The organism is Enterobacter adelaidei, assembly GCF_041937165.1.
In the GTDB taxonomy this organism is placed as follows: Bacteria; Pseudomonadota; Gammaproteobacteria; order Enterobacterales; family Enterobacteriaceae; genus Enterobacter; species Enterobacter adelaidei.
In genome coordinates this window covers 3,158,068-3,172,501 of record NZ_CP154353.1, presented here as the reverse complement: position 1 = coordinate 3,172,501, position 14,434 = coordinate 3,158,068, and the positions used below count along the sequence as shown (strand labels likewise).

At 55.9% G+C, this 14,434-nt stretch carries 13 protein-coding genes; 11 read left to right on the top strand and 2 right to left on the bottom strand.

From position 1 onward, the window contains the following. Positions 1–27 precede the first annotated feature (27 nt). The 8 genes from nuoG to nuoN all read left to right on the top strand — a co-directional run bounded on the left by nuoG (position 28) and on the right by nuoN (position 10,053). On the top strand, positions 28–2,751 hold the full coding sequence (gene nuoG / locus AAHF05_RS15310) for an NADH-quinone oxidoreductase subunit NuoG (protein ID WP_129324217.1): 2,724 nt from the start codon (positions 28–30) through the stop codon (positions 2,749–2,751). Next, the gene (nuoH, locus tag AAHF05_RS15305; RefSeq protein WP_008500211.1) at positions 2,748–3,725 is read left to right on the top strand and encodes an NADH-quinone oxidoreductase subunit NuoH; all 978 of its coding nucleotides are present in this window, start codon (positions 2,748–2,750) and stop codon (positions 3,723–3,725) included. The genes nuoG and nuoH overlap by 4 nt, the downstream gene beginning before the upstream one ends. A gap of 13 nt (positions 3,726–3,738) precedes the next feature. After that, complete coding sequence (gene nuoI, locus AAHF05_RS15300; RefSeq protein ID WP_003861491.1) at positions 3,739–4,281, top strand: NADH-quinone oxidoreductase subunit NuoI; 543 nt, start codon at positions 3,739–3,741, stop codon at positions 4,279–4,281. Between the two features lie 10 nt (positions 4,282–4,291). Beyond that, entirely contained in the window at positions 4,292–4,846 is a 555-nt protein-coding gene (nuoJ, locus tag AAHF05_RS15295; RefSeq protein ID WP_008500212.1) for an NADH-quinone oxidoreductase subunit J, read from the top strand. Then, positions 4,843–5,145, top strand: a complete 303-nt coding sequence (gene nuoK, locus AAHF05_RS15290; RefSeq protein ID WP_003861496.1) for an NADH-quinone oxidoreductase subunit NuoK — start codon at positions 4,843–4,845, stop codon at positions 5,143–5,145. The genes nuoJ and nuoK overlap by 4 nt, the downstream gene beginning before the upstream one ends. After that, positions 5,142–6,983: an NADH-quinone oxidoreductase subunit L gene (nuoL, locus tag AAHF05_RS15285; RefSeq protein ID WP_028016247.1), complete on the top strand. Its 1,842-nt coding sequence runs from the start codon at positions 5,142–5,144 to the stop codon at positions 6,981–6,983. The genes nuoK and nuoL overlap by 4 nt, the downstream gene beginning before the upstream one ends. Positions 6,984–7,059: 76 nt before the next feature. Next, on the top strand, positions 7,060–8,589 hold the full coding sequence (gene nuoM, locus AAHF05_RS15280; RefSeq protein WP_028016248.1) for an NADH-quinone oxidoreductase subunit M: 1,530 nt from the start codon (positions 7,060–7,062) through the stop codon (positions 8,587–8,589). A gap of 6 nt (positions 8,590–8,595) precedes the next feature. Beyond that, positions 8,596–10,053, top strand: a complete 1,458-nt coding sequence (gene nuoN / locus AAHF05_RS15275) for an NADH-quinone oxidoreductase subunit NuoN (protein ID WP_108090828.1) — start codon at positions 8,596–8,598, stop codon at positions 10,051–10,053. 36 nt (positions 10,054–10,089) lie between these two features. Here nuoN and AAHF05_RS15270 read toward each other — a convergent pair whose 3' ends face one another. Next, positions 10,090–11,094, bottom strand: coding sequence for a chemotaxis protein (locus AAHF05_RS15270; RefSeq protein WP_129324218.1), 1,005 nt, complete (start codon positions 11,092–11,094; stop codon positions 10,090–10,092). A 64-nt stretch (positions 11,095–11,158) separates the two neighbouring features. Beyond that, complete coding sequence (rbn, locus tag AAHF05_RS15265; RefSeq protein WP_129324219.1) at positions 11,159–12,076, bottom strand: ribonuclease BN; 918 nt, start codon at positions 12,074–12,076, stop codon at positions 11,159–11,161. A 71-nt stretch (positions 12,077–12,147) separates the two neighbouring features. Here rbn and AAHF05_RS15260 point away from each other — a divergent pair, with 71 nt between their 5' ends. The 3 genes from AAHF05_RS15260 (at position 12,148) to menF (ending at position 14,360) form a co-directional block, all read left to right on the top strand. After that, on the top strand, positions 12,148–12,609 hold the full coding sequence (locus AAHF05_RS15260; RefSeq protein ID WP_028016252.1) for a GNAT family N-acetyltransferase: 462 nt from the start codon (positions 12,148–12,150) through the stop codon (positions 12,607–12,609). Between the two features lie 53 nt (positions 12,610–12,662). After that, the gene (gene elaB, locus AAHF05_RS15255) at positions 12,663–12,968 is read left to right on the top strand and encodes a stress response protein ElaB (protein WP_028016253.1); all 306 of its coding nucleotides are present in this window, start codon (positions 12,663–12,665) and stop codon (positions 12,966–12,968) included. A gap of 96 nt (positions 12,969–13,064) precedes the next feature. Next, a complete protein-coding gene (menF, locus tag AAHF05_RS15250) occupies positions 13,065–14,360 on the top strand; it encodes an isochorismate synthase MenF (RefSeq protein WP_129324220.1) in 1,296 nt (431 codons plus the stop codon). Positions 14,361–14,434: the final 74 nt, after the last annotated feature.

The following is a 14,434-nucleotide window of genomic DNA, read 5'->3' as shown; positions in this document are numbered from 1 at the left end:
TCGACCGAGCCAACTGGAAGCATGCTAATGGCTACGATTCATGTAGACGGCAAAGAATATGAGGTCAACGGGGCGGACAACCTGCTGGAAGCTTGTCTGTCGCTCGGCCTTGATATTCCGTACTTTTGCTGGCATCCGGCGCTGGGCAGCGTCGGTGCTTGCCGCCAGTGTGCGGTGAAGCAATATCAAAACGCGGAAGACACGCGTGGTCGCCTGGTGATGTCCTGTATGACGCCAGCCACCGAAGGCACCTTTATTTCGATTGATGACGAAGAAGCTAAACAGTTCCGCGAAAGCGTTGTGGAATGGTTGATGACCAACCACCCGCACGACTGTCCGGTCTGTGAAGAAGGCGGTAACTGCCACCTTCAGGATATGACCGTCATGACCGGTCACAGCTTCCGTCGCTATCGCTTTACCAAGCGTACCCACCGTAACCAGGACCTGGGGCCGTTCATCTCTCACGAAATGAACCGCTGCATCGCCTGCTACCGCTGCGTTCGTTACTACAAAGACTACGCAGACGGCCAGGATCTGGGCGTATATGGTGCGCATGACAACGTTTACTTCGGTCGTCCGGAAGACGGTACGCTTGAAAGCGAATTCTCCGGTAACCTAGTAGAAATCTGCCCGACCGGCGTATTCACCGATAAAACGCACTCCGAGCGCTACAACCGTAAATGGGACATGCAGTTTGCACCAAGCATCTGCCAGCAGTGTTCTCTCGGCTGTAACACCAGCCCGGGTGAACGCTACGGCGAACTGCGTCGTATCGAAAACCGTTATAACGGTACCGTTAACCACTACTTCCTGTGTGACCGCGGTCGTTTCGGCTATGGTTATGTGAACCTGAAAGACCGTCCGCGTCAGCCGGTTCAGCGCCGTGGCGACGACTTCATCACCCTGAATGCTGAACAGGCGATGCAGGGCGCGGCAGATATTCTGCGCCAGTCGAAGAAAGTGATCGGTATCGGCTCCCCGCGCGCTAGCATCGAAAGCAACTTCGCGCTGCGTGAACTGGTTGGGGCGGAAAACTTCTACACCGGTATCGCCCAGGGCGAGCAGGAACGTCTGCAACTGGTCCTGAAAGTGCTGCGCGAAGGCGGTATTCATACCCCTGCGCTGCGCGAAATCGAATCTTATGATGCAGTTCTGGTGCTGGGTGAAGATTTGACGCAGACCGGCGCTCGCGCGGCTCTGGCGGTTCGCCAGGCGGTTAAGGGGAAAGCACGTGAAATGGCAGCAGCACAGAAAGTGGCTGACTGGCAGATTGCTGCAATCCTGAACATCGGTCAGCGCGCGAAACATCCTCTGTTTGTGACCAACGTCGACAACACCCGTCTGGACGATATCGCGGCGTGGACCTACTGCGCCCCGGTTGAAGATCAGGCGCGTCTTGGCTTCGCGATTGCGCACGCGCTGGACAACAACTCTCCAGCCGTTGAACTGGATCGCGACCTGCAAAACAAGGTCGACGTGATTGTTCAGGCGCTGGCGGGTGCGAAGAAACCGCTGATTATTTCCGGTACTAACGCCGGAAGCGCGGAGATCATTCAGGCGGCAGCGAACGTTGCCAAAGCCCTGAAAGGCCGCGGTGCTGACGTTGGCGTGACCATGGTTGCCCGTGCGGTTAACAGCATTGGTCTGGGTATGATTGGCGGCGGCTCGCTGGAAGCTGCGTTGAGCGAACTGGAATCCGGTGCCGCTGACGCCGTTGTGGTGCTGGAAAACGACCTTCATCGCCATGCTTCTGCCGCTCGCGTTGACGCCGCGCTCTCCAAAGCGCCGCTGGTGATGGTGGTTGACCATCAGCGTACGGCGATTATGGATAAAGCGCACCTGGTGCTCTCTGCGGCAAGCTTCGCAGAAAGCGACGGTACCGTTATCAACAATGAAGGCCGCGCACAGCGTTTCTTCCAGGTTTACGACCCGGCGTACTACGACAGCAACACCGTTATGCTGGAAAGCTGGCGCTGGCTGCACTCCCTGCACAGCACCGTGCAGAGCCGTGAAGTGGACTGGACGCAGCTCGACCACGTTATCGACGCGGTTGTCGAAAAACTGCCTCAGCTGGCAGGCATTAAAGATGCTGCCCCTGAAGCGAGCTTCCGCATTCGTGGCCAGAAACTGGCGCGTGAACCGCATCGTTACAGTGGCCGTACCGCAATGCGCGCCAACATCAGCGTGCACGAACCGCGTCAGCCGCAGGATAAAGACACGATGTTCGCCTTCTCTATGGAAGGGAACAACCAGCCGTCTGCCCCGCGTTCACAGATCCCATTCGCATGGGCACCGGGCTGGAACTCCCCGCAGGCATGGAACAAGTTCCAGGCGGAAGTGGGCGGTTCTCTGCGTCACGGCGATCCGGGCGTGCGTCTGATCGAAGCCTCCGAAACCGGTCTGGATTTCTTCACGACCGTTCCGGCGAGCTTCCAGGCTCAGGAAGGGAACTGGCGTATCGCCCCGTACTACCATCTGTTTGGTAGCGACGAGCTGTCCCAGCGCTCTCCGGTATTCCAGCAACGTATGCCTCAGCCATACATCAAGCTCAACCCGGCGGATGCCGCGAAGCTTGGCGTTAATGCGGGCGCGAACATCGCCTTTAGCTACGACGGTCAGACAATCAGCCTGCCGCTGATTATCTCTGAAGGCCTGACAGCAGGGCAGGTGGGTCTGCCAATGGGTATGCCTGGCATCGCGCCGGTACTGGCGGGTGCGCGTCTTGATAATCTGCAGGAGGCAAAAGCATGAGTTGGTTAACGCCGGATCTTATCGACATCCTGCTGAGCATTCTGAAAGCGATTGTCATCCTGCTGGTGGTTGTCACCTGCGGCGCGTTCATGAGCTTTGGTGAACGTCGTCTGCTCGGTCTGTTCCAGAACCGTTACGGACCGAACCGCGTGGGCTGGGGTGGTTCACTCCAGCTGGTTGCGGACATGATCAAGATGTTCTTTAAAGAGGACTGGATCCCGCGCTTCTCCGACCGCGTGATCTTTACTCTGGCACCGATGATCGCCTTCACCTCGCTGCTGCTGGCGTTTGCCATCGTTCCTGTCAGCCCGACCTGGGTTGTGGCTGACCTGAACATCGGCATTCTGTTCTTCCTGATGATGGCAGGACTCGCGGTTTACGCGGTGCTGTTCGCAGGCTGGTCCAGTAACAACAAATACTCCCTGCTGGGTGCGATGCGTGCTTCCGCGCAGACGCTGAGCTACGAGGTGTTCCTGGGGCTCTCCCTGATGGGCGTGGTGGCGCAGGCCGGTTCATTTAACATGACCGACATCGTCAACAACCAGGCTGACATCTGGAACGTTATCCCGCAGTTCTTTGGTTTTATTACCTTTGCTATCGCGGGCGTGGCGGTGTGTCACCGTCACCCGTTTGACCAGCCAGAAGCCGAACAGGAACTGGCCGACGGTTACCACATTGAATATTCCGGTATGAAATTCGGTCTGTTCTTCGTGGGCGAGTACATCGGTATTGTCACCATTTCCGCGTTGATGGTAACGCTGTTCTTTGGTGGCTGGCATGGCCCGTTCTTACCGCCGTTCATCTGGTTCGCGCTGAAAACCGCGTTCTTCATGATGATGTTCATTTTGATTCGCGCAGCGTTACCTCGTCCGCGTTATGACCAGGTAATGTCCTTCGGCTGGAAAGTGTGCCTGCCGCTGACGCTCGTCAACTTGTTGGTAACGGCCGCTGTCATTCTCTGGCAGCAGCCATAAGGGGCTATAGACCATGACCTTAAAAGAATTACTGGTAGGCTTCGGTACCCAGGTACGCAGTATCTGGATGATCGGCCTGCACGCGTTTGCGAAACGCGAAACCCGGATGTACCCGGAAGAACCGGTATATCTGCCGCCGCGCTACCGTGGCCGTATCGTGCTGACGCGCGATCCGGACGGTTCCGAGCGCTGCGTTGCCTGTAACCTGTGTGCGGTAGCGTGTCCGGTCGGCTGTATCTCTCTGCAAAAAGCAGAGACGGTAGACGGCCGCTGGTATCCTGAGTTCTTCCGCATCAACTTCTCACGCTGCATCTTCTGCGGCCTGTGTGAAGAAGCGTGCCCAACCACGGCGATTCAGCTGACTCCAGACTTCGAGCTGGGTGAGTACAAGCGTCAGGACCTGGTGTACGAGAAAGAGGATCTGCTGATTTCCGGTCCGGGCAAATACCCGGAATATAACTTCTACCGGATGGCGGGTATGGCAATCGACGGCAAAGATAAGGGCGAAGCAGAGAACGAAGCTAAGCCTATCGACGTCAAGAGCCTGTTACCGTAAGGAGAGGGCAATGGAATTCGCTTTTTATATCTGTGGCCTTATCGCCATCCTGGCTACGCTGCGAGTGATCACGCACACCAACCCGGTGCATGCGCTGCTGTACTTAATCATTTCGCTGCTGGCCATTTCCGGGGTGTTCTTTGCATTGGGCGCGCACTTCGCCGGTGCGCTGGAAATCATCGTCTACGCTGGGGCCATCATGGTGCTGTTCGTGTTCGTGGTGATGATGCTGAACCTGGGCGGCTCTGAAATTGAGCAGGAACGTCAGTGGTTAAAACCGCAGGTGTGGATTGGCCCGGCAATTTTGTCGGCCATCATGCTGGTGGTGATTGTTTACGCCATTCTGGGCGTGAACGATCAGGGCATCGACGGCACGCCGATCGGCGCGAAAGAGGTCGGCATTACACTCTTTGGCCCATACGTTCTGGCGGTGGAACTGGCGTCGATGCTGCTGCTGGCTGGTCTGGTTGTTGCCTTCCACGTTGGCCGCGAAGAGCGTGCTGGTGAGGTGCTGAGCAACCGCACTGACGACCGCGCGAAAAGAAAAACGGAGGAGCGCGCATGATCCCCTTAACACATGGACTGATCCTCGCTGCGATTTTATTCGTTCTGGGTTTGACCGGTCTGGTTATCCGCCGCAATCTGCTGTTTATGCTGATCGGCCTGGAAATCATGATTAACGCCTCCGCGCTGGCCTTCGTGGTCGCCGGAAGCTACTGGGGCCAGACCGATGGTCAGGTGATGTACATTCTCGCCATCAGCCTCGCAGCTGCCGAAGCGAGTATTGGCCTGGCGCTGTTGCTGCAGCTCCATCGTCGCCGCCAGAACCTGAACATCGATTCAGTAAGTGAGTTGCGTGGATGAACATGCTTGCCTTAACCATTATTTTTCCGCTGATTGGCTTCGTGCTGCTGGCGTTTTCTCGCGGCCGCTGGTCTGAGAATCTGTCTGCGACCGTAGGCATTGGCTCTATCGGCCTGGCTGCGCTGGTGACGGCGTATGCGGGCATCGACTTCTTCAACAACGGACGTCAGCCTTTCAGCGTGCCGCTGTGGACCTGGATGTCGGTCGGTGATTTCAACATCGGTTTCAACCTGGTGTTGGATGGTCTCTCGCTGACCATGCTCTCCGTGGTGACCGGCGTGGGCTTCCTGATCCACATGTTCGCCTCCTGGTATATGCGCGGTGAAGAGGGTTACTCCCGCTTCTTCGCCTACACCAACCTGTTTATCGCCAGCATGGTGGTTTTGGTGCTGGCCGATAACCTGCTGCTGATGTATCTGGGCTGGGAAGGCGTGGGTCTGTGTTCTTACCTGCTGATCGGTTTCTACTATACCGATCCGAAGAATGGCGCAGCGGCGATGAAAGCGTTCATCGTGACCCGTGTGGGTGACGTGTTCCTCGCTTTCGCGCTGTTCATTCTTTACAACGAACTGGGCACGCTGAACTTCCGCGAAATGGTGGAACTGGCGCCGGCGCACTTCGCAGCAGGCAACAACATGCTGTGGTGGGCAACGCTGATGCTGCTGGGTGGTGCTGTGGGTAAATCCGCACAGCTGCCGTTGCAAACATGGCTGGCCGACGCGATGGCGGGTCCAACTCCTGTCTCCGCGCTGATCCACGCTGCGACCATGGTTACCGCCGGTGTTTACCTGATTGCGCGTACCCACGGCCTGTTCCTGATGACCCCGGAAATTCTGCATCTGGTGGGTATCGTTGGTGCGGTAACACTGGTGCTGGCAGGCTTTGCCGCGCTGGTGCAGACCGACATCAAACGCGTTCTCGCGTACTCCACCATGAGCCAGATTGGTTACATGTTCCTGGCGCTGGGCGTTCAGGCGTGGGACGCAGCCATTTTCCACCTGATGACACACGCGTTCTTTAAAGCGCTGCTGTTCCTGTCATCCGGCTCTGTGATTCTGGCCTGCCATCACGAGCAGAACATCTTCAAGATGGGCGGACTGCGTAAGTCCATCCCGCTGGTCTATGTCTGCTTCCTGGTGGGCGGCGCGGCGCTGGCGGCACTGCCGCTGATCACTGCGGGCTTCTTCAGTAAGGACGAAATCCTTGCGGGTGCCATGGCGAATGGTCATATCAATCTGATGGTTGCGGGTCTGGTCGGTGCATTCATGACCTCCCTGTATACCTTCCGTATGATTTTCATCGTATTCCACGGTAAAGAACAAATTCACGCTCACGCAGGGAAGGGGATTACCCACCATCTGCCGCTGATTGTGCTGCTGGTACTCTCCACCTTCGTTGGCGCGATGATTGTGCCACCGTTGCAGGGCGTACTGCCGGACACCACCGAGCTTGAGCACGGTCGTGTTCTGACGCTTGAAATCACCTCCGGTGTGGTCGCTATCGCGGGCATCCTGATTGCAGCATGGCTGTGGCTGGGTAAACGTACGCTGGTAACCTCTGTTGCCAACAGTGCGCCAGGCCGCCTGCTGGGCACCTGGTGGTACAACGCGTGGGGCTTCGACTGGCTGTACGACATGATTTTCGTCAAACCGTTCCTGGGTGTTGCGTGGCTGGTGAAACGCGATCCACTGAACAGCATGATGAATATCCCGGCGATCCTTTCCCGCTTTGCAGGTAAAGGCCTGCTGTTCAGCGAGAACGGTTACCTGCGCTGGTATGTGGCGTCCATGAGCATCGGTGCGGTTGTCGTACTGGCGCTGCTGATGGTGTTGCGTTGATCGTTAAGTGAATTTTATTCGAATTCGTTGAAAATCAGGCCCCTGCTGGGGGCCTTTAAAAGGAATGTAAATCGCCATGTTACTACCCTGGCTAATATTAATTCCCTTCATCGGCGGCTTCCTGTGCTGGCAGACTGAACGCTTTGGCGTGAAGATGCCGCGCTGGATCGCGCTGATCACCATGGGATTGACGCTCGCGCTTGGTCTGCAACTGTGGTTGCAGGGTGGCTACTCTCTGACCCAGTCTGCGGGTATTCCGCAGTGGCAGTCTGAGTTTATCCTGCCGTGGATCCCACGTTTCGGTATTACGATCCACCTGGCCATCGACGGTTTGTCGCTGCTGATGGTGGTGCTGACCGGTCTGCTCGGCGTTCTGGCGGTACTTTGCTCCTGGCGAGAAATCGAAAAATACCAGGGCTTTTTCCACCTGAACCTGATGTGGATCCTGGGCGGTGTTATCGGCGTGTTCCTTGCCATCGACATGTTCCTGTTCTTCTTCTTCTGGGAGATGATGCTGGTGCCGATGTACTTCCTGATCGCGCTGTGGGGCCACAAGGCGTCCGACGGTAAAACGCGTATCACGGCGGCAACCAAGTTCTTCATCTATACCCAGGCGAGTGGTCTGGTGATGTTGATTGCCATTCTGGCGCTGGTGTTTGTTCACCACGATGCGACCGGAGTCTGGACATTCAACTATGAAGACCTGCTGAAGACGCCTATGTCTCACGGCGTTGAATATCTGCTGATGCTGGGCTTCTTCATCGCATTCGCGGTGAAAATGCCGGTGGTTCCGCTGCACGGCTGGCTGCCAGACGCGCACTCCCAGGCACCAACGGCGGGTTCCGTTGACCTGGCGGGCATCTTGCTGAAAACCGCAGCCTACGGTCTGCTGCGTTTCGCGCTGCCGCTGTTCCCGAACGCGTCCGCTGAGTTCGCGCCAATTGCCATGTGGCTGGGTGTGATCGGTATCTTCTACGGTGCCTGGATGGCCTTCACGCAATACGACATTAAGCGTCTGATTGCTTACACCTCCGTTTCCCACATGGGCTTCGTACTGATTGCTATCTACACCGGCAGCCAGCTCGCGTACCAGGGTGCGGTGATCCAGATGATTGCGCACGGTCTGTCCGCAGCCGGCCTCTTCATCCTGTGTGGTCAGCTGTACGAACGTCTGCATACTCGCGATATGCGTATGATGGGCGGTCTGTGGAGCAAAATTAAATGGCTGCCAGCGCTGTCCATGTTCTTCGCGGTGGCTACTCTGGGTATGCCTGGCACCGGTAACTTCGTCGGCGAATTTATGATTCTGTTCGGCAGCTTCAAAGTGGTTCCGGTCATTACCGTGGTTTCGACTTTCGGTCTGGTGTTCGCTTCCGTTTACTCGCTGGCGATGCTGCACCGTGCCTACTTCGGTAAAGCGAAGAGCGAAATTGCTGCACAAGAACTGCCGGGGATGTCGCTGCGTGAGCTGTTCATCATCCTGCTGCTGGTCGTACTGCTGGTGCTGTTGGGCTTCTATCCGCAGCCGATTCTGGATACCTCGCACTCCGCGATGGGCAATATCCAGCAGTGGTTTGTTAATTCTGCTTCTACTACAAGGCCGTAATTCGCCATGACAATAACTCCACAACAACTGATCGCGCTGCTACCGCTGCTGATCGTCGGATTGACGGTGGTGGTTGTGATGCTCTCCATTGCGTGGCGACGCAATCACTTCCTGAATGCGACCCTGTCCGTTCTGGGTCTGAACGCTGCGTTGGTTTCCCTCTGGTTTGTTGGCCAGGCGGGCGCGATGGATGTCACCCCGCTGATGCGCGTTGACGGCTATGCCATGCTGTACACGGGTCTGGTTCTGCTGGCGAGCCTGGCAACCTGTACCTTTGCGTATCCGTGGCTTGAAGGCTACAACGACAACAAAGAAGAGTTTTACCTGCTGGTACTGATTGCCGCACTGGGTGGCATTCTGCTGGCGAATGCTAACCACCTGGCCGCGCTGTTCCTCGGTATTGAGCTGATCTCTCTGCCGCTGTTCGGTCTGATTGGTTATGCCTTCCGCCAGAAGCGCTCACTGGAAGCGAGTATCAAGTACACCATTCTGTCTGCTGCCGCGTCGTCCTTCCTGCTGTTCGGTATCGCGCTGGTGTATGCTCAGTCTGGTAACCTCTCCTTCGTGGCGCTCGGCAAGAGCCTCGGCGACGGCATGCTGCATGAGCCGCTGCTGCTGGCGGGTCTGGGCATGATGATTGTTGGCCTCGGCTTCAAACTCTCTCTGGTTCCGTTCCACCTGTGGACGCCAGACGTATACCAGGGTGCTCCGGCGCCGGTTTCTACCTTCCTGGCGACGGCGAGCAAAATCGCTATCTTCGGTGTGGTTATGCGTCTGTTCCTGTATGCCCCGGTGGGTGATAGCGAAGCAGTTCGCGTGGTGCTCGGCATTATCGCGTTCGTTTCCATCATCTTCGGTAACCTGATGGCGCTGAGCCAGACCAATATCAAACGTCTGCTGGGCTACTCGTCTATCTCCCATCTGGGCTACCTGCTGGTGGCGCTGATTGCGCTGCAAAGCGGTGAGATGTCGATGGAAACCGTGGGCGTGTATCTGGCCGGTTATCTGTTCAGCAGCCTCGGCGCGTTCGGCGTGGTGAGCCTGATGTCCAGCCCGTACCGTGGCCCGGATGCAGATTCCCTGTTCTCTTACCGTGGTCTGTTCTGGCACCGTCCGATTCTGTCCGCGGTGATGACCGTGATGATGCTCTCTCTGGCGGGTATCCCGATGACGCTGGGCTTTATCGGTAAGTTCTACGTGCTGGCCGTCGGTGTCCAGGCGCACCTGTGGTGGCTGACTGCGGGCGTGGTTATCGGCTCTGCAATCGGTCTGTATTACTACCTGCGTGTGGCGGTGAGTCTGTATCTGAGTGCACCTCAGCAGCTCAACCGTGATGCCCCAACCAACTGGCAGTACAGTGCCGGTGGTATTGTGGTGCTGATCTCCGCGCTGCTGGTGCTGATCTTTGGTATCTATCCGCAGCCGCTGATTGATATCGTGCAGCATGCGATGCCGCTGATGTAAAAACAAAAAACCCGCCTCGGCGGGTTTTTTTATGCTTTAAGCCAATTGCTTGCGACTAATTAACGGCCCATCAATCTTCTTCATCGAACGATCCAGAACTTCCTCAATCACCGAAGACAGCTCGTTCAGCTCAAATTTCGCCACATACCCGTCAGCTTTCACTTTACGAATATGATCTTCGTTGGCGTTACCAGAAAGCGACGAGTGGATCACCACCGGAATATCTTTCAGTACCGGGTCGGTTTTGATTTTGCGCGTCAGCGTAAAACCGTCCATCTCTGGCATTTCGAGGTCGGTCAGCACCAGGGCAATTTTATCAGTGATCGGGACCCCTTCCGCCTGCGCCTGAGCAGCGAGAACGCCAATTTTTTCCCACGCATCTTTACCGGTGATATTTAGCTGCGCCGGGATCTCCATCGCCTGCAAACCTTTTTCCAGCATGGAGCGCGCGACTTTGGAATCTTCCGCGACAATCGCGACAGCACCCGGCTTGATATGAAATTTTGTGGTTTGCAGATTAGTGGCGTGCAGATCGTGGTTAGCTGGGGTGATGTCATACAGAATCTGCTCAACATCAAGTACCATCGCCAGTTCGTTGGTATCAGTCTTCTCGTCCAGACAGGCGATACTGGTGATGTAACGTCCGCTGACGGCGGTTTCCGCCGCGTGTACCTGTTTCCAGTCGAGGCGCATGATGTTCTCAACGGATTCCACGGCAAACGCCTGCACGCTGCGGGCATATTCTGTGATCAGCAGGATGTTGAGCCCCGTTGTCGGTTTACAACCCGCTACGGCGGCCAGGTCGATCACCGGAATCACCTGATCGCGAATATTCACCATCCCCATCAGCGGTGATTTCATCCCGGCGGGTTTCGTGAACTCTGGCATCGGCACAATTTCACGCAGCTTGAAAACGTTAATGCCAAAAAGCTCTGATTTGTTTTCGTCCAGAGACGTGCCCAGCCGGAATAACAACAGTTCAAAACGGTTCGACAGGGTTAGATTCGCCCTGTCATCAATATCTTTCTGGAAATTATCCATTCTACCCTCGAGAGAAATGCTGACCTTTTAATCGTTATCGGCATCCTGAGGGAAAAATGAAGGACTAAACGCTGACTTGAGTGAAATCTTCTGCCAGCTCACATTTCGGGAACACTGCGCGGCACTCAGCCAGCAGACCTTCACATCCCCGAGCATCGTAGCGCGAGCTAACATGAGTAACGATCAGTTTCCCGACGCCTGCGTCACGGGCAAGCTGTGCCGCCTGACGGGTTGAGCTATGCCCACGGCTGTTGGCTTTCTCTTCCATGGCCGTTTCAAGCGTTGCTTCATGTACCATGACATCCACGCCCTGAGCCAGTTTCAATGCTGTCGGGCAGGGGGCGGTGTCGCCAAAAATCGCCAGTTTTTTGCCGGGCAGGGGTGCCGCGAGATAATCCTGACCATTGATAACGCTCCCATCCTCCAGCGTGACCGTCTCTCCCTGCTTCAGACGCTGGAACAGCGGCCCGGCCTTTACCCCCGCGGCGATTAACGCGGCGGCATCCAGTGCGCCGGGTTTGTCATGCGCTTCAATGCGGTAACCATAACACTCTACCGGATGGTTAAGAGGGTGAGCGGTGACGACATAATCCTCATCATCGAAAACCAGCCCCCCGGCGATCTCAACGATCTCCAGCGGATAATCAGTCCAGGACCCACTGAGGCGTAGCGTGGTTTCAACAAATTCCCGGATACCTGCAGGCCCGTAAATCGTCAGCGGATTAGCGTTCCCGGCCATTGAACGGCTGCACAGCAGGCCAGGCAGGCCAAACAGATGGTCACCATGCAGATGCGTGATAAAAATTTTATCCAGCTTGCCTGGGTGATAAGCGGTATGTAACAGCTGATGCTGTGTCCCTTCACCACAGTCAAACAGCCATAGCCCACCACGGGTTGGGTGTTTAAGATCCAGCAGAATCGCGGTCACATTTCGTGAGCGGGTTGGCACGCCAGCGGACGTACCCAGAAAAATCAGTTCCATAACGCAATCAGCCCTTTGCTGAACGGGGAGGGGTTTAGTATAACGTGATGAACCCCAGGAAGGAGACTGACATGATCCAGTGGCAAGATTTACACCATAGCGAGCTCACCGTTAATTCACTGTATGCGCTGCTCAAACTGCGCTGCGAAGTGTTTGTGGTAGAACAGACCTGCCCGTATCAGGACATCGACGGCGACGATCTCGTCGGCGAGAACCGGCATATCCTCGGCTGGCGGGATAACGAGCTGGTGGCGTATGCGAGGATTCTGAAAAGCGAAGACGATTTCGAGCCTGTGGTGATTGGCCGCGTCATCATTAGCGGTAAGGCGCGCGGTGAAAAACTGGGCTATCAGCTGATGGAAAAAACGCTGGAGGCATGCCAGAAACAGTGGCCGGACAAGGCGTTATACCTGGGCGCGCAGGCACACCTGCAATCTTTCTACGGTTATTTTGGCTTCACGCCGGTCACTGACGTATATGACGAAGACGGTATACCGCACATTGGCATGGCGCGGGAGGCTAAGCAGGCGTAATGGGTCGTCGTTGGCTATAGTTAGCGGACTGGTGTACTAACATGGAGAAAAATATGTCATTTCAATCCTGGGATACCCGTATCGATGACGACCTGACGTTATTGAGAGAAACGCTGGAAGAAGTATTACGTTCGTCGGGCGACCCTGCCGATCAGAAATATATTGAGCTGAAAGAACGTGCAGAACAGGCGCTAAATGACGTTAAAAACCGCGTCAGCCATGCGTCCGACACGTACTACTACCGTGCCAAAAAGGCGGTTTATCGTGCCGATGATTACGTTCACGAAAAACCGTGGAGAGGCATTGGTGTAGGCGCAGCTGTCGGGTTAGTGTTTGGGCTGCTTCTGGCTCGTCGTTAAGTTTATGTTTAACGCTTAACCACTCCCTATACGTGGGTACTGCTATTTCTAACCAGTACCCCGTATAATATGAGGTTTCAACAGGGAGAGGTTCGCGTGAATTCGATTTTCCTCGCGCTGGAGTACCTGCGTAGTCAACTTACGCAAGCGTTACCCGCAACACCCGGTCTACGTCATTTCGACGTCACTTTCCCGTTAAACGACGCTTTCGATCCGCTTGCCTGGCTTGGCGCGCAGCAGTGCTATCCCCAGTTTTACTGGCAACAGCGTAATGGTGATGAGGAACTGGCTGCTCTGGGGGCTGTCACCCAATTCTCCTCGCTGTCGTTAGCCTCGCAGTTTTTGCGTGAGCAGAATGCGGCAAATGATACCCGTATCTGCGGCCTGAATGCGTTTAACCCGGAGCTGGGCAGTCTCTTTTTACCTCGCCTGCTCTGGCGACGTTCCGCCGGAAATGCCTCGTTGCGCCTGCAACTGTGGAGCGATGATTCTCTTCAGAACGATGCCCGGACCGCGTTGGATTTCCTGCAGAAACTCCATGCCGCCAGGCCCATCCGCCCGCTGTCTGTTCAGATTGAGTGCGAAACCCATCATCCGCAAAAGCAGGAATGGCTGGCGCTAATCCGCAAGGCAACAGAGACTATCGCGCGCGGTGAATTTGAAAAGGTGGTCCTCGCCAGGGCAACCGATCTGCAGTTTAAACAGCGCGTTAACCCTGTCGCACTGATGGCCGCCAGCCGTGCCCTGAATTTAAATTGCTATCATTTCTGCATGGTTTTCGACGCCAGCAATGCGTTTCTTGGCTCAACGCCCGAGCGTCTCTGGCGGCGGCGGGGAAAATTGCTTCGTACCGAAGCGCTGGCGGGCACGGTCGCCAGTCATGCTGATGATATACAGGCCCGGCGTCTGGGTGAATGGTTGCTGAATGATGATAAAAACCAACGCGAAAATATGTTGGTCGTGGAGGACATCTGTCAGCGCCTTCAGCACTTTACCCGGACGCTTGACGTGTTGCCTGCTCAGGTTGTGCGCCTGCGCAAAGTGCAACATTTGCGCCGCTGTATCTGGACCGAACTGAAACAGGCCAGTGATGAGCAGTGTTTGCATATTCTGCAGCCTACGGCGGCCGTTGCCGGGCTGCCGCGTCAACCTGCGCGGGCGTTTATCGAGAATGTAGAACCCTTTAACCGCGAGTGGTACGCCGGGTCGACCGGGTATTTATCACCCGAACAAAGCGAGTTCTGCGTGGCGTTGCGCTCTGCACGTGTCCAGGATGAGTCCCTGCGTTTGTACGCGGGAGCTGGAATCGTCAGCGGGTCTGACCCGGAGCAGGAGTGGCAGGAGATAGAAAACAAAGCGGCAGGGTTGCGTTCTCTGCTCCTTAGGGATTAATACTGATTCGCGCATTCCCGATTCATATCAAAATTCCAAATTTTTCTATTATTTATACTGTGTCGTAATCTTGA